Annotated in this window: 29 protein-coding genes; 6 read left to right on the top strand and 23 right to left on the bottom strand. The window is 32.7% G+C overall.

What is annotated here, in order from left to right; all coding sequences use genetic code 11:
- Positions 1–15: 15 nt before the first annotated feature.
- The 4 genes from I6U48_RS03965 to I6U48_RS03950 form a co-directional block, all read right to left on the bottom strand.
- Positions 16–1,026, bottom strand: a complete 1,011-nt coding sequence (locus I6U48_RS03965; RefSeq protein ID WP_218319108.1) for an amidohydrolase family protein — start codon at positions 1,024–1,026, stop codon at positions 16–18.
- A 68-nt stretch (positions 1,027–1,094) separates the two neighbouring features.
- Complete coding sequence (locus I6U48_RS03960; protein ID WP_218319107.1) at positions 1,095–1,547, bottom strand: MarR family winged helix-turn-helix transcriptional regulator; 453 nt, start codon at positions 1,545–1,547, stop codon at positions 1,095–1,097.
- Positions 1,548–1,736: 189 nt separating this feature from the next.
- Positions 1,737–2,027, bottom strand: coding sequence for a (2Fe-2S)-binding protein (locus I6U48_RS03955; protein WP_218319160.1), 291 nt, complete (start codon positions 2,025–2,027; stop codon positions 1,737–1,739).
- A gap of 120 nt (positions 2,028–2,147) precedes the next feature.
- Positions 2,148–2,954 (bottom strand): helix-turn-helix transcriptional regulator, encoded by an 807-nt coding sequence (locus I6U48_RS03950; protein ID WP_218319106.1) that lies wholly within the window; start codon positions 2,952–2,954, stop codon positions 2,148–2,150.
- A 234-nt stretch (positions 2,955–3,188) separates the two neighbouring features.
- On the opposite strand from I6U48_RS03950, the gene I6U48_RS03945 reads away from it, so the two are divergent.
- Positions 3,189–3,554 (top strand): hypothetical protein, encoded by a 366-nt coding sequence (locus I6U48_RS03945; RefSeq protein WP_218319105.1) that lies wholly within the window; start codon positions 3,189–3,191, stop codon positions 3,552–3,554.
- A 176-nt stretch (positions 3,555–3,730) separates the two neighbouring features.
- Here I6U48_RS03945 and I6U48_RS03940 read toward each other — a convergent pair whose 3' ends face one another.
- The 3 genes from I6U48_RS03940 to I6U48_RS03930 form a co-directional block, all read right to left on the bottom strand.
- Positions 3,731–4,099 carry an HsmA family protein gene (locus I6U48_RS03940; protein ID WP_218319104.1) on the bottom strand — a complete coding sequence of 123 codons (369 nt, stop codon included), beginning with the start codon at positions 4,097–4,099 and terminating at the stop codon, positions 3,731–3,733.
- 126 nt (positions 4,100–4,225) lie between these two features.
- Positions 4,226–4,783: a TetR/AcrR family transcriptional regulator gene (locus tag I6U48_RS03935; protein ID WP_218319103.1), complete on the bottom strand. Its 558-nt coding sequence runs from the start codon at positions 4,781–4,783 to the stop codon at positions 4,226–4,228.
- A gap of 222 nt (positions 4,784–5,005) precedes the next feature.
- Positions 5,006–5,155: a hypothetical protein gene (locus I6U48_RS03930; RefSeq protein ID WP_218319102.1), complete on the bottom strand. Its 150-nt coding sequence runs from the start codon at positions 5,153–5,155 to the stop codon at positions 5,006–5,008.
- A gap of 809 nt (positions 5,156–5,964) precedes the next feature.
- On the opposite strand from I6U48_RS03930, the gene I6U48_RS03925 reads away from it, so the two are divergent.
- Both I6U48_RS03925 and I6U48_RS03920 read left to right on the top strand, forming a co-directional pair.
- Complete coding sequence (locus tag I6U48_RS03925) at positions 5,965–6,138, top strand: hypothetical protein (RefSeq protein WP_218319101.1); 174 nt, start codon at positions 5,965–5,967, stop codon at positions 6,136–6,138.
- Positions 6,139–6,182: 44 nt separating this feature from the next.
- On the top strand, positions 6,183–7,403 hold the full coding sequence (locus tag I6U48_RS03920; RefSeq protein ID WP_218319100.1) for an NAD(P)/FAD-dependent oxidoreductase: 1,221 nt from the start codon (positions 6,183–6,185) through the stop codon (positions 7,401–7,403).
- A gap of 146 nt (positions 7,404–7,549) precedes the next feature.
- Here I6U48_RS03920 and I6U48_RS30010 read toward each other — a convergent pair whose 3' ends face one another.
- From I6U48_RS30010 to I6U48_RS03910, 3 genes are all read right to left on the bottom strand, one after another.
- Positions 7,550–7,678: a hypothetical protein gene (locus tag I6U48_RS30010; RefSeq protein WP_281421796.1), complete on the bottom strand. Its 129-nt coding sequence runs from the start codon at positions 7,676–7,678 to the stop codon at positions 7,550–7,552.
- A 164-nt stretch (positions 7,679–7,842) separates the two neighbouring features.
- The gene (locus tag I6U48_RS03915; protein ID WP_246615194.1) at positions 7,843–10,128 is read right to left on the bottom strand and encodes a WG repeat-containing protein; all 2,286 of its coding nucleotides are present in this window, start codon (positions 10,126–10,128) and stop codon (positions 7,843–7,845) included.
- Between the two features lie 634 nt (positions 10,129–10,762).
- Positions 10,763–11,626 (bottom strand): LysR family transcriptional regulator, encoded by an 864-nt coding sequence (locus I6U48_RS03910; RefSeq protein ID WP_218319099.1) that lies wholly within the window; start codon positions 11,624–11,626, stop codon positions 10,763–10,765.
- A gap of 120 nt (positions 11,627–11,746) precedes the next feature.
- On the opposite strand from I6U48_RS03910, the gene I6U48_RS03905 reads away from it, so the two are divergent.
- Complete coding sequence (locus I6U48_RS03905) at positions 11,747–13,174, top strand: MFS transporter (protein WP_218319098.1); 1,428 nt, start codon at positions 11,747–11,749, stop codon at positions 13,172–13,174.
- Positions 13,175–13,396: 222 nt separating this feature from the next.
- Here I6U48_RS03905 and I6U48_RS03900 read toward each other — a convergent pair whose 3' ends face one another.
- Complete coding sequence (locus I6U48_RS03900) at positions 13,397–13,873, bottom strand: dihydrofolate reductase family protein (protein WP_246615193.1); 477 nt, start codon at positions 13,871–13,873, stop codon at positions 13,397–13,399.
- Between the two features lie 120 nt (positions 13,874–13,993).
- On the opposite strand from I6U48_RS03900, the gene I6U48_RS03895 reads away from it, so the two are divergent.
- Positions 13,994–15,340 (top strand): S41 family peptidase, encoded by a 1,347-nt coding sequence (locus I6U48_RS03895; RefSeq protein ID WP_218319097.1) that lies wholly within the window; start codon positions 13,994–13,996, stop codon positions 15,338–15,340.
- Positions 15,341–15,464: 124 nt separating this feature from the next.
- Here I6U48_RS03895 and I6U48_RS03890 read toward each other — a convergent pair whose 3' ends face one another.
- On the bottom strand, positions 15,465–16,334 hold the full coding sequence (locus I6U48_RS03890) for a PhzF family protein (protein ID WP_218319096.1): 870 nt from the start codon (positions 16,332–16,334) through the stop codon (positions 15,465–15,467).
- A 13-nt stretch (positions 16,335–16,347) separates the two neighbouring features.
- Positions 16,348–16,629: a hypothetical protein gene (locus I6U48_RS03885; RefSeq protein ID WP_246615192.1), complete on the bottom strand. Its 282-nt coding sequence runs from the start codon at positions 16,627–16,629 to the stop codon at positions 16,348–16,350.
- Positions 16,630–16,778: 149 nt separating this feature from the next.
- Here I6U48_RS03885 and I6U48_RS03880 point away from each other — a divergent pair, with 149 nt between their 5' ends.
- Entirely contained in the window at positions 16,779–18,230 is a 1,452-nt protein-coding gene (locus tag I6U48_RS03880) for an aminotransferase-like domain-containing protein (RefSeq protein ID WP_218319094.1), read from the top strand.
- 110 nt (positions 18,231–18,340) lie between these two features.
- Here the strand turns inward: I6U48_RS03880 and I6U48_RS03875 are convergent, their stop codons facing one another.
- The 10 genes from I6U48_RS03875 to I6U48_RS03830 form a co-directional block, all read right to left on the bottom strand.
- On the bottom strand, positions 18,341–19,075 hold the full coding sequence (locus tag I6U48_RS03875; protein ID WP_218319093.1) for an ABC transporter permease: 735 nt from the start codon (positions 19,073–19,075) through the stop codon (positions 18,341–18,343).
- A 10-nt stretch (positions 19,076–19,085) separates the two neighbouring features.
- Positions 19,086–19,823, bottom strand: coding sequence for an ABC transporter permease (locus I6U48_RS03870; protein WP_446681749.1), 738 nt, complete (start codon positions 19,821–19,823; stop codon positions 19,086–19,088).
- Positions 19,810–20,733: an ABC transporter ATP-binding protein gene (locus I6U48_RS03865; protein ID WP_218319091.1), complete on the bottom strand. Its 924-nt coding sequence runs from the start codon at positions 20,731–20,733 to the stop codon at positions 19,810–19,812. Before I6U48_RS03865 ends, I6U48_RS03870 begins: the two co-directional genes overlap by 14 nt.
- Before the next feature lie 423 nt (positions 20,734–21,156).
- Positions 21,157–22,086 (bottom strand): sensor histidine kinase, encoded by a 930-nt coding sequence (locus tag I6U48_RS03860; RefSeq protein ID WP_218319090.1) that lies wholly within the window; start codon positions 22,084–22,086, stop codon positions 21,157–21,159.
- Between the two features lie 7 nt (positions 22,087–22,093).
- Entirely contained in the window at positions 22,094–22,801 is a 708-nt protein-coding gene (locus I6U48_RS03855) for a response regulator transcription factor (RefSeq protein WP_218319089.1), read from the bottom strand.
- A 130-nt stretch (positions 22,802–22,931) separates the two neighbouring features.
- Positions 22,932–23,624 carry a class I SAM-dependent DNA methyltransferase gene (locus I6U48_RS03850; protein WP_218319088.1) on the bottom strand — a complete coding sequence of 231 codons (693 nt, stop codon included), beginning with the start codon at positions 23,622–23,624 and terminating at the stop codon, positions 22,932–22,934.
- A 99-nt stretch (positions 23,625–23,723) separates the two neighbouring features.
- Positions 23,724–23,924, bottom strand: coding sequence for a hypothetical protein (locus I6U48_RS29525; protein ID WP_376774524.1), 201 nt, complete (start codon positions 23,922–23,924; stop codon positions 23,724–23,726).
- Positions 23,911–24,816, bottom strand: a complete 906-nt coding sequence (locus I6U48_RS03840) for an aminoglycoside phosphotransferase family protein (RefSeq protein ID WP_218319087.1) — start codon at positions 24,814–24,816, stop codon at positions 23,911–23,913. The genes I6U48_RS29525 and I6U48_RS03840 overlap by 14 nt, the downstream gene beginning before the upstream one ends.
- A 533-nt stretch (positions 24,817–25,349) precedes the next feature.
- Complete coding sequence (locus I6U48_RS03835; RefSeq protein ID WP_218319086.1) at positions 25,350–25,610, bottom strand: hypothetical protein; 261 nt, start codon at positions 25,608–25,610, stop codon at positions 25,350–25,352.
- Between the two features lie 740 nt (positions 25,611–26,350).
- Entirely contained in the window at positions 26,351–26,575 is a 225-nt protein-coding gene (locus I6U48_RS03830; RefSeq protein WP_218319085.1) for a hypothetical protein, read from the bottom strand.
- Positions 26,576–26,654 lie beyond the last annotated feature (79 nt).

Below are 26,654 nucleotides of genomic sequence, written 5' to 3'. Positions count from 1 at the left end.
AAGGACTTATATAAATCAATCAGTAATTTTAAACAATTCTTTTGCATTTTTATAAAATATCTTTTCAATCTCCTCTCTAGATAATCCCAGGTCTGAAATCAAGTTAGTAACAAACTTTGCTTCTACAAAGGGTGAATCACTACCAAACATCATTTTGTCTACTCCGCCCATTTTATTAATAGCAAACTTAAGAGTATCTGCAGAAAAATTATTACAGTCTGTATAAACTTTTTTCAAGTATTCACCAGGAGTTTTTCTGATATTACGAGCAAAAAACTCTGGAAATCTACTTGCTTGAGTATTTACTCTGTCAATTAAATAAGGAAGCAGTGACCAAGCATGAGGACATACTACTTTTAAGTTTGGTAATTCTTCAAATAATCCACTTAATATTAGTTTCACCATTGCTATTGCATCATCAAACCAGTACCCCATTAGTGCTCCAATATTGTAAGAGCCATAATCCTTATTAATTGGTGATCCAGGATGAAGAATAAGTGGTATACCTTTTTCTTCAAGTATTTTAAAAATCGGCCTAAAAGAAGGATTATCTATCCCCCTATCTCCTCCTGCATAAGGGTAAATTTGCAAACCTACAAAATTTAGTTTGTCAATACATCGATTAAGTTCTTTTATAGACTCATCCATATTTCCAAAACCTAAATTTGCAACACCACGAAAGCGTTCTGGATAAGATGATACAATTTCTGCAATACCATCGTTAGAGATTTTCGCTAACCTATCTGCTTCTTTTCCATTAGATACACTGTCTGGACCTGGAGGACTTAAGGTAAGTATAGTAGTTTCTATACTGGCATCATCCATTTCTTTTAATTTACTGTTAATATCAATGGCACTTTTTTTAGCATGATACGGCAACTTGTCATACTTTGAACCATGTATAAGCCACATATCTTCTGCTATTTTTTCAAGCATAGGATACTCCTTACGCTTTGAAACTTCATAAAGCCATTTCTCAGGGAGAAAATGTGATTGAATGTCAATGATTTTAAATTTTTTATTCATTTATATATTTCACCTCTCGAGCTTTGATTTGCGATATGTTTAGTTACTAAACATAGTGATAAAAAAAATTATCTTTTATCTAAGAAGTTTTCTACTACATTTAAAATATCTAAAAAAGTTTCAACATCTTTTTCTGACAAATGCTCTAAGCGCTTGGATATTTCAGCATAGTGCTCTTTATGGTATTCTTCATGACCCTTATATACAAGAGAGCCCTTTTCAGTTAATTCTAAAGATACTTCATTCTCAGTATCAGACAACAACTTCTTGTTTACCATATCCTTTTTTATTAATTTATCTACCATTTGTGAAACAGCACCTTTTGTAATGCCTAGATATTCAGCTAAGTCAGTAACATTTATCTTCCTGTTCTTTCCTATGGCATCAATAGTATGAACTTCAGCTCTATATAACAAATCATCAGTTCCATAATACTTAGGTTTTTTCTCCGATTTATTATACTTGTTCATAACTTTTTCAAACTTATGTATCATAATTTCTGTACTTAAACTATTGGACATAGTTTTTTACCTCCTATGTTTAGTTACTAAACACTAGTGATTGTACATCATTAAAATGTATAAGTCAATACATTCTTTAATTTTATGGTAATAAATAGAAGTAGCAAGTATTTATGCACAACCTGCTAGGATACTTGCGAAGGAAGTGAGCTTGCTAACAGCTAAAAATTATGTGTTTTATCCAAAATATTATTTTTTCAATAAGTAATCAACCAACGCCTTATTACCTTCTACACAATGACCACAGCCAGTACCCACTTTAGTAACAGCTTGAACCTCTTCAAAAGACTTAGCACCATTTTTAACAGCAGTCACTATATCTCCTGCTGTAATTTTAAAGCAACCACATACAATTTGGTTTTCATCAATTTTTTTTCTTATTATTAATTCATTTACTAATTGCTTGGTGCCTTCTACACAATGGCCACAGCCAGTACCCACTTTAGTAATAGCCTGTACTTCTTCATAGGACTTAGCAATGTAATTATACTAAATTCTAAGATTGTCCTAAAATCTCCTCCAATATAAATAATTGGTTCAAAAATTAACCATTATATTCTATCGTTCTATCCATTATCCCTCCCCCTCTTTTTCTATAGCTTAGTATTTTGGTAATTTTTTAATTAAGTCATATACTTTCTTATCTTCATCTTTATCTACTTTAATAACATTAGCGTTGCATTGAATCTTTAAAATTGAAAATAGTTCATTATTATTAATATCAATGTTATCTTTCGATATTCTTTTATTGATTATTAAAATTTTTTGTACACAGGGATCTTTTTCATAACCATGCGAAATAGATGCAATAGTGCCAATACCCCCGATATAAGGCTTTGATGTTTCATTTTCAGGATTATGAACTGTTATTAAAGCACGTTCATGATGCTCTATACCTCGTAAGTATATGTATGCATGATTGTGTTCCAGTACAAAGTTCCCTAAATATTTTATTTTTTCATCTTCATTATCTGTCAATATACATATATCATATCTTTTTTTCTTTATATTAGGAATTATTTCCAATTTTAGTTGATTAATTTTAGGGCCGTTTTCAACGTGATTATCATAAAGATATAACCAATAATTATTTCCTAAATATTTATTATAATTACTTTTACCAAAAGGTATAAAATCTAGCCCTGGCTTTTCCGGATCCCAGTTTTTTTCAAGTTCTAATTGCTTAATATCATAATTTAAAAGACAATCAATACTTATATCAAATTTTTTAGCTATAGAAATAGCTTTAGGAATACTTGGCCAAGATATTCCATATTCATATGAATTGATTGCTGCTAATCCAACACCGATACAATCTGCTAAATCTCTTCTTTTAATATTACGAGATTCAATCAAATATTTTAGGTTATTAGCAAATAAATATTTTTCTTTCATATAATCAGACAAACTAATCAACTCCATATATCAAAATATTTTATTGTTTATTTTTTTTTAAATTGAATTTCATATATTTATAATAATAAAAAAATCTCTTTTTTATTGGAGGTTTTTATAAAATTATCATATAATAAAGTCATAAAAATTATAAATACATTTAATGCCAAATAGTATACTGATAATATTAAATTATACAATAAAAACCATATTATTTAAATAATTTTAATGAAGGGGGAAAATAAAATGACATCAGAACAAAAAAGTAAGTGTAGTGCAATTATTCATACTGCATCAGTTTCAGGAGCAGCAGCCGCTGCTGGAATGGCACAATTACCAGGTGCAGATGTACCGTTACTCATAGGAATAGAAGTCACTATGGTTATAGCACTTGGAGGAGTATTTGGAGAAGATATTAATGAAACTACTGCAAAAGCTATAGTAGCTAGTGCTGCAGCGTCATATGCTGGCAGAGGTATAGCTCAAGCTCTTGTTGGATGGTTGCCAGGAATCGGAAATGTTATAAATGCTTCAACTGCAGCTGTATTGATAGAGACCATTGGGTGGGCTGTAGCTAATGATTTCGCTAATAAGTATAATTATTCAACGTAAAATTAATTTTAGAGTCTGATATATCTATTTGTAGCATTATTTATTTTGAAAGGATAATTTAACGGTGATCCAAGAAAGTGAATCTCAAATCAAAAGCGACTGAATTAGTTTTGTATAATTACAAAATCATTTCAGTCGCTTATTCATCAAAGCATATTCGAGCAACAATAATTTTATTATCTTGTCATCCCAAATATAGCACCGGAATTAAAAGGTATCAGCCATATAATCCATACAATGATACTTAATTTATGAAAATTTGCTTTGGCTTTTTCATCAGCCTTTATTAATACCACAGTTGCCCAAAGAGCATGGAAAAGCATCAAAATAATTGCAAGCAAACCTGTAATGCCATGAAAATTAAGCTTAAAGCCACCAGAAGCAATTTTACTCATAATTGTTGTTCCTATAGTATCAAATATCAAGCCTATATAAAATATAACTAAATGCCACTTCTTAAGCTCACCTTGAGTTTTTTCACTCCAAACACCTACTGTATAGAACACAAGCGCTAATGTAATTGTTATTATTGCAGAAATTAACATAATAAATACCTCCTAAATTTGAATATAATTTTGGGTTTTGAGCATTTTTATAAAGTAAATCTATTCCAGTCAAATGAACAATGTTCATTTGAAGAGTTTTTAAAATCATATCTATAAAGATATGATTTATTTCAACAACTCTTTAAGAAATACTTCAAAGGACTCGTACTTAAAAAGCGGCATCTGAACTATTGTTATGAAATTCATTATTATAAAGTTTGCTGTTTCTCTTGCGCCTAACTTAATATGAATATTTTTATTAGCTTGCTCTTTCATTAAAATAGCTTCAATTATAATTATAAGTTTCTCAATGAAAACATATTCTTTTTGTAATCCACCTTCCACATATTCTTTGCTATCATATAGCTCTGTTGTAAGCCAGTACTGTCGAAAGTTTTGGATAAAGACTTCTAATTCATTGAAAATATTATTTAATTTAATATACATATCCGCATCTGAATTAACTATTTCCTCAACAGTATCAAGGTAGTTCTGCCAATAGTCTGTCATCATTTCAATGACAAGCTCTTTTTTTGTGGGATAATAATTATAGATTGTACCCAAAGCTATATCGCATTCTTTTGATAAGCTTCTCATACTTAACTTACGATAACCTTGATTATATAGTATTTCTTTTGCTTTACCTAATATAAGCTGTTTTGGATTTTCAATTATCCTAGACAAATTTCTTCCTCCTAAAGTTCTCAAATGAACTATGTTCATCATATTGTATTTATCATAGCCTGTCAATATAATATTTAATACAAGCTGTGTATAAACTACGACAGAAAAATAGCAGGATAACTTATCATCCTGCTTGTACAGCTAAACTCGTTTTATAAGAAAAATCTACATAATGGTTAATAATGAAAATTTTGTTATTATTCAATTAAATATTTGAATAAATCATAACCAACGTCCCTTTAATTTCCACAGATAACTCTTGTCTATATAATCCAATCCTTTTATACATCTTGCAAATATTGGATATATTTCTTCTAGCTCAGAAGCAATTCCTCTTAATTCCTTTCTCATATTAGCTGTAGCTCTTGCCATATCTCCTACTTCATCTTTTAAATTTAATCAAGAAAATTTTTACTCAATTTATACATTTTAGGATATTCTACTTACTAAATCGACATCATAATATTTATAAGTACAAAAGTGACTGTCGCACTATAAAGAAATACGCCAGAAATTAGCAAGCGCCACAAGAGTGACTGTCGTCCTTAGGTCGCTTGCCAAATATCCAAGAACAAAATACAGTTCTCGGAATATACTGAAATTGTGATTATTTTTAAAAGTAATAGACCAGATTTATATAATCAATGGATAAACTACTCTAAGAAAAAATATAAAAAGAAATAATGAAATTCTAACTTGTTTTGGAATTATAAAGAATAAAGGGGTTGGTGATATATTTCTGATCACAATTCAGTTGGCGGAATAGCTGAAGGTTCTGAAGCAGGCAAAGAATATGGTGTTTCAGTAATTCCTGCTGTTGAGCTGTCCACAAGTTTTAACAATGAAAGCATTCATATTTTAGAAATATGCCTTTTGATGGTATAGAAGCAAAATACTGTCGCAGCAATGAACATGCTACAAGATACTTTGTTAACCTAGCCATGAGGAGATTTTCCTTCTATACAAGTGGCTCCGACTTTCATGCAAATAAGGTTAATGATAATAAACCTTCCTATATTGGAGAACCATATCTTAACTCAGCTGAACTAAGAAGATTTCTTAAAAATTCTGGAGCATTAATCTTAGGAAATAGTGTAAGTCGTAATATTTAATATAACTGTATCAACTATTTTTAGTTGTATTGTGGTGTAAAGATGACATAAAATTCAATGGTATTGTTTATGACAACTTTGGGTAAATATAAGATTGTAACAAAAACAGTTCCATTTATAGGTATTGAAGACTTTCACAAGCCTATAGTTGAAGGGACAGTCAAGGATGAGAGTGGAATAGAAAGTGCAGAGGAAAAGGCTTTTGATGAGATGGATAAAATAATTGAAAAGATGAGTGATTAGTAATTCCAGCCATCACTTTATCTTTCTATAAAAGAGGTGAGAAAATGAATTTACAAAGCGGGAAATTTTATTGGCCAACAACTCTTTTAGAGGTTCCATCATATCCAAGTTTAGAAGAGGATATTGACTGTGATGTATTAATTATCGGTTGCGGAACCTCTGGAGCACAGTGTGCTTATTATTTAGTAAACTCCGGAGCAAATGTGATATTAGTTGATAAGCGGAGGGCAGGTTTTGGAAGCACATCCACAAATACAGCCTTAATACAGTATATGGGAGAAAAAATGTTCTTTGAATTAATCAATAGCTTTGGAGAAGATTATGCTGCTCGTCATTTGAATTTATGCAAAAAAGCCATTGATGAAATTGAAAATATCTGCAACTCCTTAAGCTTGGATTCTGAATTTTGCAGAAGGGATACATTATACTATCAAAGCTATGAAGAAGATTACGAAAAAATAATAAAAGAATTTAATTTTTTGAAGAAGCATGGATTTGATGTAGAGTTGCTAGATGAAGAAACAATAGAAAAACTTTATTCTTTTAAAAAACATTCTGCCATATACAGTAAAAATGATGCAGAGCTAAACCCCTATAAATTTACTATTAGTCTACTAGAGAAATGCAAAAGCCTAGGAGCTAGAATTTTTGAAAATACAGAAATAAACGGAAAGAAATTCGAAAAGGATTATGCAGTCTTTTTTACTAAAGGTAATCACTCTATAAAGGCAAAACATGTGATTATAGCTGCTGGATATGAGTGTCTTGAAATAAAAAACGAGAAAAACACCGTACTTTCCAGCTCATATGCCGTTGTCACAAATCAAATTAAAGATTTTGGCACCTGGTATAAACGAACTCTTATTTGGGAGTCAGCACGACCTTATATATACATGAGAACTACTGCTGACAATAGGATTATTATAGGCGGTCTTGACGAGAATATAACCATTCCTCAAAAACGTGATTCAAAACTTTTACATAACAAAGAAAAACTTATAACGGAATTCAATAAACTTTTTCCTGATATAAATGTATATCCTGAATTCTATATTTCTGCTTTCTATGGAGGCACTCATGACGGCTTGCCAATAATCGGAAAATATGAGGAATTGCCAAATTGCTATGTTCTATATGGATATGGAGACAACGGAACTGTCTACAGTATGGTTCTTTCTAAGATAATAAGTGATTTAATCCAAAATAAACCTAATGAGGATATTAATTTATATTTGCAGAACAGACCTCTATTAATTAATAAGTAATTATAAAAATCGAAGGTAGTAGTAATTTGCACCTTCGCTATAATCAGGTGCATCTTCGGTTTTTAGTTGTAGATGCACCTGATTGTTCATCAAACAGTAATATATTATCTTATAATTATTATAGTTATAATAATTCAATGCTTCATTCATCCAGATACCCCCTCAATGCGATAGTTTCCAAGTAACCATTTAAGATTAGGCTTATTGAAACTAATTACAACATCCTTGCCTCCTATTTCACTAACGGCAAAATTATACAATTCTTCTTTAGTCATGCAATTCCTTGTTAATATCCGTGGTGATGGCGTCCAATATCTGCATCCTAGGGGTATTCACCTACATGGTGGTATCCATCCCTGTGGTGCTGACCAGCACCATATCATACTTTGACATTGTTATTCACTTCTTTCTTATTTATTACAATTTATAATATTCAGTATCAATGAAAAGATTTCCAAAATTCTCCATTAACATTTATGATATTCAAAATTTCCTTGTATGGAATCTTAAAAGTTGGAAAGCCTGCAGCAAATGGGGCTATTTCATAAGGTTGAAAATAAATATAAAGTGCAGTATCATCAGCGTAAAAAGGCTGATCTTTACTTATTCCTTTATAACTGTCTGGAAAAACATAGAAGTATTGTATACCTTTCTTTATTTGTTCTCCTATAATATCACTTAAAATTTTCACATAGTTGCTGTTTTCTTTAAACAAATCTTTAAGTTCATAGAATCTGCCCGAAATCAGATCTATATGCTGATAAGTTTTAATTGGCATATCATGCATTGCCCCAAAAGGATAATCATAGCCATTAAGTTCTAAAACCAACAGGTTCTTTTTGAAAAACTCAACAGAAAAATCTCGACCATAGCTATGTTCAAGTTGAATATTAGGATCAATTGGTCTAACCTGGGATATCTGCTTTAGCCTTTCATTTATATACTTCTCTACAATTGGATTTTTCACGCCTTTTATTTGAGGATAGTATACTAGATAATCTTTATTAGGTTTATATTTCACTTCTTTTATTTCGTACATATTATCCAATGGAATTATGGTATTTTCCTTCCACAGAGGCCTTCCATTACTGTCAAAGTACATTATCCTATTATCCACATAAGCTCTAATTAATTCACCTATAAAAGCAAGGCTTCCACTGCCGCTAACAATAGGTAAATTTTTTACTACCCTTCCCTTATTGTCTATGAAAAATGTGTTTTTATCATCATAAGCAGAAGCTAAACCATTCTTATAGTTAGAAACATCGTAATATATAAAGTCAGTCAAAAAATTACCATCTATATCAGCAATAGAATACTTAGAACCTATAAATGGTTTTTCTTTTACAATTGCTTTGCCAACCCTTACTCTATTTTCATCTAAAAGAATTATATCATCATATTCAGGTTTTATTTTATAATTACCTGCTTTATCTATAAGTCCATATCTTCTTTCGTTCCCATCGGAACTATTATTTACTATAGCTCTTCCTTCGCTAAAAGTCGTAGCCACAGTGAATTCTGGCTTCATTATTACTCTTCCCTTTTGGTCAATATAACCGTATTTGCCATTCTGAATTTCTTGAAAAGCTAAAAGACCATCCCCTAAATTGCCTACAAAATAATTATTATACTTATTGTAAATCTTTCCATTTAGATCTATTAATGCGTATTCATTGTCTTTAAGTTTAACTATTGCTTTCCCATCTATGAAATCACTTGCAAATTCATATTGAAGAGGTATTATCTCTTTCCCTTGTCTATCTAAATATCCATAAATATATTTTTCTTCTTTATCAAAACCTGATGCTAAAGCCCTTCCATTTTTAAAATTTCCTATATAGTCATATTCTTTTGTGCTTAATACTCTTCCACTTTCATCAATTATTACAGGTTTTTTATTATTTGTAGCTACAGCACGGCCTTCAGAAAACTGATTAATAAAATCGTACTTAGGAATTGCAACATAATTTCCGAAGGTATTAATAATTCCAAAGGTATTATTAATACCAACTATAGCAAGTCCATTGTCCTGAAAATCATAAGCGTAATCAAAACTAGGTTTGATTACAAAATTCCCTTTGTTATCTATAAATCCCCACTTTTCTCCATTTAAGTCTTTTATCTTTGCTGAATAAAGCTTTATGATTCCCTTATTCAATTTATCTTCAGCTTTTAAACTATTTTTTAATTTAATTTCTGCTGCTATATGTCTCTCTATATAATAGTTTTCTAATGTAAAAACCTTATCCACTAACCATGTTTCTTTATTTATTTTAACTAATTCGATACATTCATTGTTTCTTGGACGTTTATATGGTGATAAGTCTTGACCGGTATAATTATAGTACAGCCATACCTTAAAGCGAATTCTATCCTTTGACCGACAACTACACCCCTCTATTTCAAAACTTTCATGGTGAGGATTTGATGTACCTGCAAAAGCTGCTTCGAAATCATTTTTGTCTTTATACTGCTTTTTTATATTGTCTGATATTAGGTCATAAGCCATTGTACCGTTTCTTGTTAACCAGGCATACAAGTATTTATCTGCTGTCTTTAGTGCCCTTAAGTAATCATTATCTACATAAATCTCTGCGTAATTTGCTCCACAGCATTTGTTTACACCATTATTCACCAGTGGACAAGCAGGTGGGATTTCATTAAGCTGTCCAGTAAATAAATCAAGATCCTCTATATGACTCTTATATATATGTGCCCTCAAAGCTTCTCTTGTTGAGAATTTTGCTCCGCAGTAAGAGCAAACAAACTCTTGTCTGTAGAAATAGGGACAATAGAATTTAGAATAAGCCCCTTGATTGTAAATAGTAACCACTCCTTACAATTGATAATGAAATACAAATTTTATGTACTAAATTTTTAAATATTCCACTTTATCATTTTATGCTAGAACTTTATATTAGGTGCAATAATGGGGCATATCAGCAGGTCTATGAAAAAAGAGGATATATAGCCTCATTTCAAACACATGTTGATACAGACTTGTATATCTAGAAGCATTTTAATGCCTGACTGTCCTATTCACAGTACCGATTATACTAAAAGAAACCGCCAAATATCATACATTTCACATGGATTTTCAGCACTTTTCCTAACACCTCTGTATCCCGTATACCCCACTGGTTAGTATATATATATCTGTTTTTACCCACTAATCCAAACCATATATTTATAAATTCCGGGTAGTGCCTATCGCTTTTGTGGAGCATATGCAAGAAAGGGATATTCATTTGCCATAAATTTATAGAATTCTCGGATTCGCTGAGACTGGAAACCTCAGCATGCAAAGAAGCCATGTATCTACCTGGGCCATAATTATGAATTACAAGATCTACTTGTTATCTATAAAACTTCAGTAATTCTAAAAATTTTTTAATTTCATTATCATTATTTTTATAAATAAAATAACTGTTGATTAAAGGGGCATCAAAATCCATAAGTGGTATATAGCTTAATTCCTCTTTTTCTATATAGCTGTTTACAATGCTTTTAGGCAGAAAGCTATAGCCCATACCATCAATAAGATATTGTATAAGCTTTATGCTGTTGTCAATTTCAAAGGGAAACTGATAATAGGAAGGAAATAAGGTGCGTATAAATTGTCCTGCTTCTTGTAAGGCAAGATCGCACATAAGATAATCTATTTCTAATAATTCTCTTTTATAAATGCCCTTTTTAAAGGCTTTGTTTTCAGGACTGGTTACAAGAATTAGCTCATCTGTGGCAAAATGTATACAGCTATATCCAGTTTTTTCATAAAACAAATAGGAAAAAACTACATCAAGCATTTGATCTTCAAGCATTTCTATTAAATTCTGTGAGTGATTTAATATAACTTTAATTGATATATCTTTATGGGAAGTCAAAAAAGAATGAATAATAGAGTATAAATGGCATTCATAAATAGAATTAGCACTTCCAATTCGAAGTGTATTCTTATAAAAATCTGTCCGATTTATTTCCTGTATTGCACTTTCCTCCAACTCCAAAATTCTTTTAGCAAAGCTTTGGAACAATATTCCTTCTTTAGTAAGCTGAATACGTCTTTTATCTCTTGTAAATAATTTTTTTCCTGTTTCCTTCTCCAATTCAGCAATACGATTGGTTACTGTGGATTGAGCTACGAATAATTTTTCTGCGGTACCAGTAAAACTTTTTAATTTTGATAGCATAAGAAAAGTTCTTAAATTCTGTGTATCCATATTAAAAGCTCCTTTTATCATTCGAAAAACGAATTATTATCTCCAATTTAATTTATTTAACAAATACTAACATATGTAATATAATAAAGCAAGATATTGTTAAAAAGGAGTTATCGTAATATGGAAAAAATACTTAAAAGTGATTACGGAAAATGGATGATTTTTGCTGTAACCAGTATGGCAAATTTGGTGGTATCCTTTTCTGTAAATAGTTTAAATCTCGCTCTTCCAACTTTGGCAAGAGAATTTGGTGCCACCCAGAATAATGTAAGCTGGCTGGCTTTAGTATATTCATTAGTGCCTTGCTGCACATTATTGATTTTTGGGAGAACTGCAGAACTTTATGGATATAAGAAACAATTTAGAATTGGCTTTTTATTTTTTGGTTTAGTGTGTATGCTGACACCTTTATTATCTGTAAATTTGAATATGCTTATATTTTTTAGATGTCTTCAAGGCATTGGCTATAGCATTATGATTTCTATTACTCAGGCCATCGTCAGCAGAACCTTTGATTCCTCTAAACGAGGCAAAGCTCTGGGAATAAATGCTGTGTTTATCTCTATAGGATTAGCTGCAGGACCTACAATTGGAGGCTTTCTCCTTACTCATTTTTCATGGCATGCAGTTTTCTATTTTAACCTTCCCTTTTGTATTTTAGGTTTTATTTTCACCTGTATTGTTATGCCTGAAGACAAAAAAGATTGTACTAAAAATAGAACTATGGATTGGCTGGGAGCCCTTTTATTTTCAATTTCCATAGGCTCTTTTTCCATAGGGTTAAATTTCAGTAATAAATGGGGGCTTCACTCTATTTGGTTCTTGGGTTCCATGCTTTTAAGCCTTTTACTATTGTATTTATTTGTAATACATGAAAAGCATACTGAATCTCCTTTAATGTTCCTAAAGCTTTTTAATAATAGGACTTTTTCCTTTGCCAATATTGTGTGTATGCTCTCTTATTTGGTACAGCAATTAATTACCTATTTAGTACCTTTTTATCTCATAGACATACTGTTAATGCCCTCAGATGCTTCTGGTTTAGTTATGCTGGCCTCTCCCCTTATGATGATGGTATTGTCTCCTATTGGCGGAAGTCTCACAGATAAAAGGGGTACACGCTTTCCAAGCAGCATAGGGCTGCTGTTTATATGTGTAAGCTGTCTGCTTATGAGCTTTTTAAAGGAAACCTCCAGCTATATCATGGTGATTTTCACTCTGCTCATTATGGGAATAGGAAATGGCTTAAGTGTTTCCTCTATAAATACTGCAATTTTAAATTCTGCTCCTAGAGAAAATGCAGGTGTGGCTTCCGGCATGCTGGCAACTATGCGAAATCTGGGTCAAACACTGGGAGTTGCCTTCAGCAGTGTAATTTTAACCTCCAGACAGCTGTTTTACAGTCATTCTGTTAAACTTAGCAGTAAAAGCATTTATGTTCTTGCTCAAAGAGATACCTATTACTTTGGAATCTTCATACTTATAGCAGCACTGTTTTGTGTATATCTGCTGCCTTCCCATAAGACTTCAGATGCTTGTACTAGCTAATATTTCAAAAATAACTTCTCAAAAACAAAAAACTGTAAACTTGCAATCATTGATTTAGAAATACAAGTTTACAATTTAAATATCGGTTCTTGTAAATAGTTTCTATTTTAGCTTGATGATATTGACCATTGGGGTACTTACGTGGGAAAATTCCTGAGCTTGCTAGGAATTCATATTACCAAATCATAGTAAATATAATGTTTTTTGAAAATCTGCAGCAAACTATATTTTACTATAAATTAATTCTGCAAATTGTCCGTATTTTTTTACTTCTTTCAAGTAAAATCGCTTCAATCCTTCTTTTTGTGAAAATATTGGTATTCCCATCCCCAATAACACAGGCGCAATCTGTATTATCATATTATCTACCATATGATTATCTAATAGAGGGGCTAATATTGTATTTCCTCCAACAATCCAAATGTTTTTATCCCTCTCTATTTGTTTCACAAATTCAACAACATCACAATTTATAGGGATAAATTCCTTAGCTGACAAACTCTCAGCATGTGTAAAAACATAATTTTGGGTAGTCGGATAAAGACTGCCGATATTATCTATTTTTTCAATTTCATTAAATGTCCTTTTACCCATGATATTTATATTACTCAACCTTAAATTCAAATTTGTCATTTCATTTTCTTTAATGAAGATGAATATCTTTACATAATAATAAATCAGGATGATAATTATTGCCAAATTTTACACCCCAGGGGCACTTTAAAATGTATAAATTATACAATATATCCTTTATTTTAATGTTGTGTTATAATTTTTATAGCAAGACAGAACACTATTCAAAGAAAGGGATGAATCAATATGCCTAAGATTAATAGAAAAGGAGTTTATATAGCAGGTGCCCTTTGTATAATTTTATTGTTAGCAGCATATTCATACTATTCAAAAGTCAATGAACCTGTATTTAGTAAAGTGACAAAAGTTAATGAAAGTAATTTAACAGAAAAGCAGTGGATGGAAGATATAGACTATTTACATAAAAACTTACCTAAACATCATAAAAATCTATATCATGATCTGAAAAAAGAAGACTTTGATAAAGAAATTACAAATTTGAAAAATGATATTCCTAATCTAAAACCTTATGAAATTAAAGTAAGATTAGCTGAAATAATAGCTTTAGTTAAAGATGCACATACATCTTTAAGTATTGAATCTGATGATGAAAATATCTATCCAATAGGATTGTCTTGGTTCGGAATGGAACTAAGAGTAGTTTCTGCAGATAGGCAGTATAAAGATATTATAGGAGCAAAGTTGACGAAGATAAATGGTATTAATGCTGATGAATTAATGGGGAAAATAAATAGAGTGATTCCACATGAAAATGGTCAATGGCTAAGAGCAACAAATGTGAGATATATAGTTATGCCAGATGTATTAAAGTCGTTAAATGTAACAACTCAAGACAAAACAGAATTTAGCTTTATTGATAAAGATGGAAAGGAAAAAAAATTAATATTAGCGCCTGAAAAGTTAACTTCAAGTAATATAGTAAGAGGAATTGATTTGGCACCAATAAAGCCAATAAGAGCACAGAATGATACAAAAGACCCTAATTCGCAATTGTATTGGTATAAATATGTGCCTGAAGATAAAATATTGTATTTTCAGTATAATCAGTGTATAGATAGAGAAGTAGCAAAAGAATATGGAGAAAAGGATTATAATTCTTTACCAGACTTTAACGAATTTTCTAAAGGCTTAATAGATGAGATAAATAACAAAGATGTAGACAAGTTTGTAATAGATTTAAGGTATAACCCTGGTGGAAACTCAAAGCTTATGACAGACTTTGTTTCAAAATTGAATAATATACAGAAGCTTAAAGGTAAAGGAAAGATATTTGTGCTTACAGGAAGACAGACTTTTTCTTCAGGAGTGTGGGCATGTTTAGACTTAAAAAAACAAACTAAGGCAATATTTTATGGTGAACCTACTGGAGGCAATGTCAATGGATATGGTGATATAAAAATGTTAACCTTACCTAATTCTCATTGGCAGATTTCATATTCAACCAAACTTTTCAACCTATCCGATGATTATAAGGAAGGATTTATTCCAGATGTTTTTGTGGATCAATCCTTTGATAACTATATGAAGGGGATAGATGATATATATGAGGCAGTGAAAAATTATAAAGGCTAACAGCAATCAGAAACTTCCGGTTGCTGTAATAGCTCTAGGGGGCGAACTGAAAAGTTCGCCTCTATGTTTACCAAATTTTGCATCCCAGGGGTACTTTCGAGGGAAAATTTCCTGAGCTTGCTACCTATATTTCAACTTCTATTAAAGTTAGATTCATTGCATTCCCCCCCACCTTTACTTCGAGAATTTCGTTTTCCCTAACTGTCAACGATACCAGAATTTCAGATGGTTTGTTCATTGAATAGCCTTGTTCGAATACAATATCCGATGCCTGCCCGCTGCTAATTTTTCCATAGTGATAAAGATAACAGCCAAGTGCACCATTTGAAGTTCCCGTTGCCGCTTCTTCTGGAATATCATATAACGGAGCAAAGTTTCTGCAATGAGCGTGCGCACCATGTAATGATTCTAAAGTAAAAACATGATACCCAACTGCATTATATTTTTGGCTGATGTCTTTAATTTTATCCATATCCGGCTTTATGTCATTTAAAATCTTCATATTTTTTACGGGAATCATAATATCCCGAAGTCCTGTTGATACAACTTGGCTGGGCAAATCCTCCGAAAGCTGCGAAGCTTTAAGATTCAATGAAGTAGCAATTTCCTTTTTATCTATGGTTTCGGAAAACACAGGAATCGGTTGGCTCATCATAACGGAGTAATCTTCTTTAATTGCAATACCCAAGATTCCGGCTTTGGTCTCCTGTTTATACAATCCTGGTTTCAATAATCCCAGACTCGCCATGGTATGGAAGGCTGCAACGGTTGCATGACCGCATAAATCAACCTCTTGCGTTGGTGTAAAAAATCTCACTTTAAAGTCAGCTACATTTGATTGCAATACGAAAGCAGTTTCACTAAATCCAAGAATTCCAGAAACTTTCCTCATATCCTTTTCCGATAATGAATCTGCATCCAGAACCACACCTGCTGCATTTCCACCTTCTTTTGTCTTCGCAAATGAATTTACTTTATATACGTTTACTTTCATTTTCAAACCCTCCTCATATATTTACAATGTTCCCGATGTTATTTTCTTCTGATATTTTTAATATATATTCTGCAACTGCAAGATCCTGCAGCGCAATCCCTGTACTGTCAAATACCGTAATGTCTTTGTTAGATAAGCGGCCCTTTTGATTTTCGTTGATTACATTTCCTATTTCTATTATCGACTTTTTCTGTAATATTCCCGACCTGATTGCTGTTTGTATTTCACCAACCTTCGATGCCTGACCTATATCATCTGCAAAAACTCTTGCCGCCTTAAACACGGCTTCATCCAACTCCTGTTTGCCTTACTGCTCAAATGAAACTATAGCATCGCGTATAACGTAATTGTAGTGAAAAAAAGTTCTTTTGTCTCCAACCATCAATGGTTGATTTTTATCCAACCAAGTGATATATTAGATTCAAATAACAGGAGGTGTATTCAATGTTTGAAACCGATTGGAAACCAGATAAAACTTATCCGATGCCATTGCATCTACAAATTATCGGCTATATCAAAGAAAAAATAACGTTAAACGAATGGCCCATTGGCACAAAATTGCCTAGTCAAAGAGCTCTTGCAGAATTGTTCGCAGTCAATCGAAGTACAATTGTAGCTGCAATGGATGAATTAGCTGCTGAAGGAGTTATTCAAGGCAATACCGGCGGCGGAACAAAGGTGATTAACAATACGTGGAATTTAATGAATCAAAGCTATAATTGGAACAGTTATATCTCATCAGGAAACCATCAACCGAACCATATGATTGTTCAGCAAATTAATGCGGCAGAGAGTGATCCTGACATGATACGGATGGGCTCATGTGAACCTGCTGCGGAGCTAATTCCACAAGATAAGATACAAAAAATATTAAAGAAATTATCTGTTTCATCCCAGCCATTAGGATATGAAGAACCTAGAGGTTCCCTCTTTTTAAGAGAAGAAATCTGCAAATACTTACAGACCATCGGAATTGCAACAAATCCTTCCTCTGTCTTAATTACCTCCGGTGCTTTGCAAGGGTTACAGCTTATTTCTCTTGGTCTTTTGCACGCCAATTCCATTGTTTATCTTGAAAAGCCGTCTTATCTGTATTCGCTGCGAACATTTCAGTCCTTTGGCATGCAGCTATCAGGAATCCCTTTTGAAGCAACAGGGATTAATATAAAGAAATTATCAGAAAAGCATAAAAGTAAACGAGGCTCTATCCTCTTTACGATTCCTACTTTCCATAATCCGACAGGAACCGTTATGCCTCTGGAAAAGAGGAAAGAATTGATTCATTTTTGTGAGAAGGAAGGACTGCCAATCATCGAAGACGATGTCTATCGTGAAATCTGGTTTGAAAATGCTCCTCCTCCTCCATTGAAATCACTCGATCAGAATGGTCTTGTTTTATATGTTGGCGGCATTTCAAAAAATTTAAGTCCTGGACTTCGAATTGGTTGGATTGTCGGATCAGAACAGGTTATTGCAAGGCTATCCGATATTAAAATGCAGTCGGACTACGGCACAAGTTCGCTATCCCAAAATGTAGCTGCCGAATTATTCGCTAGTGGTTTATATCAAGAGCATAATGACATACTAAGAAAAAAAGTGAAGGTAAGAAGAGATACCACTCTTATTGCATTAAATAAGCATTTTAATGCAATCGCTACATGGAACATCCCGACTGGCGGTTATTTTATATGGTTAAAGTTAAATGAGCCAATCTCCATGCACCAGCTTTTTGTGAAAGCATTAAATCATAAAGTACTTATCCATCCTGGAGACTTGTACGAATTCCACTCAAACCAACATATACGTATCTCCTATTCGAATGCAACACTAGCGGAAATCAGTCAAGGGATTAAAATCCTCTCTGAATTGGTACTAGAACAAGAGATTGGAAATTAGCTGACAATCTCTGTTGCTAAAATAAGCTTTGACGAATGAAACTGGTGTACAAGTAGATAAAAAACTAAAATGGTTGCATGTAACCTCTAATGCTAAATACACATATTATACTAATTTTTTTCACTATATTTGAAATCTTTGAGTATAAAAACAGAAAGGCAGCCACATAGTAACAAGATTATAATACTTTCTATCCTATTTTGGGCAGTAGCTTCATAGTAACCAGCAACTCCAAATGCTGCCGTAATCGGATAGAATGTTTTTAGATTATTTGACATACTCATGAACATTCCAGCAAAAGAGTACATTTCAGTTAATAATAATGTAATCCAACAGCCTTTTTTCATATACGATACCAAGGCAATAATGGGCGAGATAGCAAGGAATATGCCCACACCTAGAAGAAAATATATTTTCAGAAAATCTAAAACCATTCCTACCGATAAATCGGAAAGATGTAATATTACCTCAGTCAAAAATGCTATTGCAAAGAGCAGTAAATAAATGAAAATGCTGAACAAAAAAGTAATAATCATTTTTGCAGCAATTAACTTTCTTTCATTTACAGGAATAAGTAGCAAAGATTTTATAGTATCCTCATCTTCTTCACGACAAATCATATAACTTCCCAAAAGAGAAATAACTGCAGGAAGAACAAAAATTGTTGCCAAAGGCTGAGCCGTAGTCATATACCATCCTGCACTGTCTATATCCCGTGAACCATTATACGTAAACCATCCCTGTATAAAAACAATGACAGCTACCATAACTGTTGCAAAAATTGTAATCCAAACAATATTTGAACGGCGAATCTTTTGGAGTTCAGCCCAAAGTAAATTTCCCATTATTCACACCTCATTTCATTCTTTTCAATGTGACATTTACATGTAATATTGCGATAATATCCCAAATACAAATGCAAATAAACGCTAAAGGAACGTTAATTGGTCGTGGAACTGCAATACTCGGAATATTTCCAAGGACAATAACTGACATACTGGATAATGGGTGTAGATACATATTTATCGACATTAAAGTAAAGCCAAGAAAGGCATAAACCAATGATATAGAAACTGGGAGGATGTATCCTTTTTGCGACGCAGCTATTGCAAATATCGGCAGCATTGCAAAAGCAGTAATAACACCAATCTCTAAACATTTTTTCAGTAAGAATAAAACGCTTCCCCATTGAAATACCACATATCCGGTAAGTACGCTGAACATAACAGAAGCAACAGCTGTAATCAGCATGAAACAAATGGAGTAAATCAAAACAACAAAAAATTTACTAAAAAAGTATCCCATTTTGCTGATAGGCACAATCCAAAGTTGTTTGAGCATATCATACTGATTTTCTTCATACATAAGCATGGTGCAAAGTACTCCCAAAACGAAGGGCAAGATAATAAACATCGTATAACCAAACGCTGACCATCTATAAAATTGCACCGGGTCACCAACTGTTTTTTTTGCATATTTGAATAATAAGAATGCTAGAAATGGCATTATGAAAGCTGACAACATCATAATCCACACAAATTTTCTACGTCGTAGTTTAAGAAATTCTATTTGAATAAGTCTAAGCAATGCCATCCCCTCCTGTAATTTTTCTAAAATAATCCTCTAAAGTATCATTACAAAGCCCCGAACTGATAACCAATACCTCACCAAGCATAAGTGTCTTATTGACAGACGCCATATCTAGTGAGGTGTCATAGAGTTTCAACGTATGATCATCTTGCACAGAATATTCCTTCAAGCCGAATTGACGTTCCAAAATTAAGGTTGCTTTAGAAACATCAGAAACTTGCAGTAGAATATACTTACCGTTTTTTCGTTTAAGTTCCTCCATACTACTTTCTTCCAGCAGAACACCGTGGTGGATAATTCCAATATCATCTGCAAGCAATGAGATTTCCGAGAGAATATGGCTGGAAATAAGAATTGTCTTTCCACGTTCAACGCTCAAATTCTTAATAAAATCTCTTACTTCTGCAATGCCGATAGGGTCAAGACCGTTTGTAGGCTCGTCCAAAATCAGCAGTTCTGGGTCATGCAAAATAGCATTGGCAATACCAAGACGCTGCTTCATCCCAAGGGAATACTTACTAAACAACTTTTTATCTTTATAAGGTAATCCTACTACTTTCAATGCGTTTTCAACTGCGTGTGGGGCGGCTGTACCACGCAGCTTCGCAAAAATCTCCAGGTTTTCCGTTCCTGTCAAATTTGGATAAAATCCTGGTGTTTCGATAATAGCACCGATACGGGGATATACCCTTTTTTCTTGACCTTTGATATTTCGTCCTAACACATCTATCTCTCCAGATGTGATTGGAGTTAACCCTAAAATCATTTTCATAATAGTGGTTTTCCCAGCTCCATTGCGCCCTAACAGACCATAAATCCGACCTTTTTTTATATGGAGATTAACTGAGCTAACTACTGTTTGCTCTCCATAAATTTTTGTCAGTTGTTTCGTTTCAATCACAAAATCATTCATATAAAAATTCCTCACTTTCGATAACTGTGCTTCACAATGTGATAACCGATATAAAGGCAGAAACAATCACAATTAAAAGTATACAACATTAACCTTGCCAAAACCTTGCCGTAACCTTGTTTTTATCTTGTTTTTATCTTGTTTTAGCAGTAAGAAAGGGGCTGTCGCACTTAAAAGAACTACATCAGAAAATATACTTATACGCAGAGAGATGTTCCCAAAGCTGAAGTCACATATAAAAACTTTTTAATCAATCTTAGCGAAGTATTTTAGAAAATCTTAGAACTTCTGATATGTTTGAGGTACGAGTTTATCAGATGTTCTTAGGTTTTCAAAATACTGAGCTTTAGATTGATAAAAAGTTTTTATAGTACCGAAGCTTGGGAACAGCTCTCGGAGGATAAGTATATTTTCGGCCGTGTTTCAATTAAGTGCGACAGCCCCTTTTGGCAATAAAATCGTGAATGTAGTTCCAGAACCGAGAATACTGGTCGCTGTAATCGTTCCTTTGTGAGCGCTAACAAGCTCTTTGGAAATAGAAAGGCCAAGGCCGTTTCCTTTGGCAGCTCGTGAATGGTCACATTGGTACATTCTTTCAAAAATAAGTGAGAGATTATCAGAAGATATACCTTTCCCGTTGTCTGTTATTACAATTTTAGCCTGCTGTTCATTCTCAAAAATACGCAGTGCCATATTATCACCCTCACTGTGGGTAATAACATTTTGTAATAGATTATTGAGAATACGGGTATACGCAGTTGCGTCTATGCTCATGGAATACTCTGTTTCAGGTATATCAAATTCATATTCAAAATGGCTGTTTTCTAAAACAGGAATCCAATCAGCTATAATATTACGGGATAACTCATTCAAATCAAAAATCTCAAAATGAAAAACTTGTTCCCCAGAATCTAATTTAACCCATTCAAACAGATTTTCTACAAAATGTTTTAAGTGCTGGGCTTTATCAAATGCAACATGTATATATTCATCCTTTTCTTCTCCTACAACAATTTTACTTTCGATTGCTTCCAAATAACCAACCAACGAAGCAAGTGGTGTTTTCACATCATGGGAAAGACTTGCCATTAGACCTTTGTATGCCTGCTCTGATTGCTTTTGCTGAACAAGCTGTGCTTGGCTGTTAATTGCAATGTCGTTAATACCATAACAAATTTGCCTTGTGATATCGTTCTCCGTTGCTAAAACGCGTCGATTAAGGTTTCCATCTTTTATATCCTCTAAAGCGTCTTTCATAAGTGAAAGCTGTGTTTGGACACGCCATAAGACAGAAACAAGGTACGCTATAATAAGCAGGGCAAGAACCAAGGCAAAAAGCAGATAAACATTCATATTTACGTCAAGCCTCCTTATTAAAACGATAGCCTACACCTCGGACTGTTAAAATATAAAATGGACGGTCGGGGTCTGGTTCAATCTTTTTGCGCAATTTACTTATAAAAGACATAATATTACTATCGTCAAAACTATATTCTTCTTTCCACACTTGTGTATAAATCTGTTTTTTTGTAAATACCCGTCCTTTATTAGAAGATAGAAATGAAAGCAAATCAAACTCTTTGCTTGTAAGCTCAACTGGAATATCATTGACAGAAACAATGCGGTTTGCTTTATCAATGACCATTCCTTTCAGCACCATGCACTCCGTATCCATTTCCGTGGTAGGGTTTAAGGTGGTATAGCGGCGAATAAGAGAATTGACCCGAGCCATCAGTTCGTTAATACTGAATGGCTTTGTTAAATAATCGTCAGCACCTAACCGTAGTCCGGAAACTTTATCGTCCTCGTCGCTTTTAGCAGTAAGCATAAGCACAGGGATATTGCTTGTTTTTCTAATTATTTTAAGAACTTGAAAACCATTTATATCCGGCATCATTACATCCAAAATTATGAGAGAAAGAGAGCCACTACTTTTATTTTCATCAACTAAACGAATCCCCTCCATACCACCATGTGCAATAATAGCAGATAAATTCTCTTTATCTACACATTTTTTCATAAGAGTACAAAGCTCTTTATCATCGTCAATAATCAAAACACTATTCATTTCGAAACTCCTTTCTTAGCCCATCAACAGGCTTTTTCGCGTCTTTGAAAAACTCCTTTGATTGATTCTAATTTGTACATTGCATTGTTTATAAATTTACTATTTATACTATTCAACTTTAAATTGAATTTTATCTCTTTCTTGCCCTTACAATTATAATAACAGGAATTTCCCTATCATCATCTAACTTTTCTTGAAAACCGTCTATAACAAATCCACTATCAAAGCAAATTTGAAAAATATCTTGCAAAGAGCGATGGTAATAATTTTGCATTACTGGTTGACCCTTTATTGCTTCTCCCTTATGCACACAAGGTGTAATATACCTTTCCTCAGGTCGAACAAAGCATGGGTGATGTGTTGCAAAAACAAATATCCCATTATCATCAAGCATATTATATAATGCTTGAAACAGAGGCTTTATCTCAGCAATATCCATAATGCCCATACAGGATACTGCTTTTGTATATTTTTTCTCTTTTTTCAATCCCATTAGCTGATGATAGTCTGTTGCATCGCATTCATAAAATTCAATATGATTCAAATAATTTTTTCTACGCCTTTTGGCATGCTCTATTAATTTGCTACAAAAATCAAAAGCAACTACTTTCGCGCCTTTTTCAGCCATTCTTTGTGAAAGATTACCTGTTCCACAAGCAACATCCAGTACATAATCATTTTCACTTACTTCGAGTAATTCTTCAACACCTGGCCTTACAATGCGACAATGAAACCGATTAGAACTATCCCCCATCCTTTCATCCCAAAAATCTGCGTTTTCATCCCATGCCTTTTTGCTTTCCAATACTGTTTCTTCAAACATTATATAATTCCCCCCACAATTTAATATAATCCACATTTTTTACTGCAATATATATCTTTTCAACTTATGATACTATATGTTTTAAATATCGAATCAACTTTATCCTTCATATTTCATTAAATAATAAAGTTCATTTTCTGTAACTTCCTCTTCGATTGTCCACCCTTGAGATAAATAAAACTTGAAAGCATCTATATTTGCCTTTACGCATTTTAATGTTAATTCTTCTTCATAAATTCCATCTACCTGCTTAAATCCGTTTTTTAAATATACATTAATAGCTGGTTTATTTATATCCACAACAAAAATCCTTTTTTATGTAACCCTTATACCAGGTAGGAACGGGATTTCGCATATTATCATACCATTCAAGAACTTCTTTGGCTTGATTTATCATAGTATCAATTTCACTTTGTCCAAATGGAATTGCCCAAGGTATAGACGATAGGGTATTGCTTGAAATGTATAGTGCAAGCAATACCCAAAAATCCATTGGTACATTTTCATCAAAATAGCCATTTACCATGCCTGAAGCAAAAAATGGTGATTTTTGTGCACACCAAACAATTCGATTAAATTCCTCCCATGGATCACCAAAATCATTTTTATCAAAGTCAATAATTTGCAGTTTGCCATCATAATCAATCATCATATTGCCGATATGGTAATCACCATGCTGATAGGATTGTGGACGATTTTTCAGCAAATAGCGGTTGGCATTTATATAGTCAATAAAAGATTGTCCGTTTTCATATTTTATCGGGCAATCTTTATACATTTGGATCTTTCGCTCAATTTTACGGTTAAACCGTACCTCCCATTTCTCCTGCGTATCAGGCACTGGAATAGTATGAATATGCTTTAGTATTTGACCTGCTTCAATTCCATAAACATACTGTTCTGTATCCGTTAACATCGTAAGAACGTCTTCGAAATCCTTTCCTTCAATCCAGCTTTGTAAGAAATACACGCCTTCGTTACAAGTGCCAAATTCAATCGGCTTACACATAGGGACACCGAGAGCTTCAACACACTTCATCATTTCAAATTCAAACCTCTTGCGCTCTTGTTGATCAATTTTTGAAATACGTAACAGATAATTTTTCCCATCAGGTGCAGTAACGCAATATTTTTTATCACTCGACCATCCCTTTTCAATCTGTACCTTGGTCTTAAAATCATATATAGACAAGCCTACTCATCTCCTTCTAAGTATACTTTAATTTTAAAAATTAAATGCTATCTTTTCTTATATTCATCAATGCTGCTTTACTATTTTAATTTAATTAATGGTAATTATATCATATTTAAATTACTAATTTATATTACTCAACCTTAAATTCAAATTTGTTATTTAATTTTCTTTAATGAAGATGAAGTCTCTTTACATAGAGCTTGATATAAACTTCCAGTTTCTTTAATGGTCTCTGGGATACTAGATGAGGATTTCCAAAAATCACAAGAGAGTTTACCTTCTAATTTAGTTAACATAATTCATTAATTGTCAACTTATACTCAGAAGCATTTTAAGGACTAATTGTCCTATTCACAATACTGATTATACTAAAAGAAACCGCCAAATATCATACGTTCCACATGGATTTTCAGCACTTTCCCTAACACCTCTGTAGTCCATATGCCCCACTGGTTATTGATAATATTATTTCATTCCCCTTATAAATTAATTTGATACTACAAAATGGGAGTCCATATTTTAATTGAAGTTTAACCATTCTTTCGCACTCCAATCCATGTTCTTTCTTCTATAAATAATTTCTCATGTTTTGTATGATATACGTACATTTCTCTACTTTTATCCTTCTTATGTTTTTCTGCATACTCTTTAAGTGCTTCTTTCCCTTCTTCATAAACATTTATAACTGAAAGCTCTTCAACAATTCTTTTTCCCTCTTTTGAATATGCCTCTATAGCCTCAAATAATATCCATTTATTTATATATATATTTCTTGCTTCTTCCCATTTCATATAATACACTCCCTCATTTTATATATTCACCTTTTTTCCATAGTAAGTTAACCTATGTATATCTTTTAACACTTTGTTTAAGCCATAGAAACATAGTGTCAAAAAAATTTTTTATAACCCTATTATATCTTATTCTCATAATGTAAACATAGTATATTTACATTATTTCTTACGCAAATTTATTTCTGCTAAAAGATTCACTTCTATAAAATGCTTTATCTTAACACATACTCCGTATACATTCTAATATTCCACCATTATTCTCTACTGATTTTCACCCTCTATTCCTTAAATAATTACCATTTCTATTTTCTTCAAAAAATAATAACGCCATTGAAGGCACTCTAAATCAATACTTTCAATGGTGTTTATAATTTATATATTGAATCAATGCAAGGACATGCTTACTGTCTGAGCTTGCTAATACTTGGCTTCAGCCATTTGGAATGCTATAGCATATTCAACAAACTTTTTATAAAGCATTCTTTTTCTCTTCTCATTAAAGTAACCAAGAATCAAATCTGAAGAAATAATCTTATAATTATACTCTAAATAAAAAACCTCACAATAAAAAATGCAGATATTATTTTGGTAATGAAGGACGGGGATATTATTGAAACTGGAAGCCACCAGAAGCTTCTTGAAAAGAAAGGTTTTTATGCAGAATTATATAACAATCAGTTTGAGGCGGCATAGATTGGTGTAGAGAGATTTCTAACCATCTTCAAAGCCTAATACTTTTAAATTTCTTTATCAGAATATTCAAAACCCGCATGGTTAGTTTCCACTGTATGACTATCTGCTTCATGCATTAATTCTAGCGAGTCTCCTGAATCATATCTTACTCCACAGGTCCTACATTTTGCTGTGTGTAATATAGTGGGCCTTTTTTTGCCTCCTGTTACAATTTCAAGTTCATTATCATCAATAGGAATTTCTTTAAAATTGCTCATAATTATATCCATTCCTTTCGCTTCGCTCAAGGCACAAAACGTAATGAAAAAGTTTGGCTTTAAGCGAATTTTTTTATATTATTAAACCTTT

It is taken from the genome of Clostridium thailandense, from assembly GCF_019207025.1.
Classification (GTDB): domain Bacteria; phylum Bacillota; class Clostridia; order Clostridiales; family Clostridiaceae; genus Clostridium_AM; species Clostridium_AM thailandense.
This window is presented reverse-complemented; position numbering and strand designations above follow the sequence as displayed.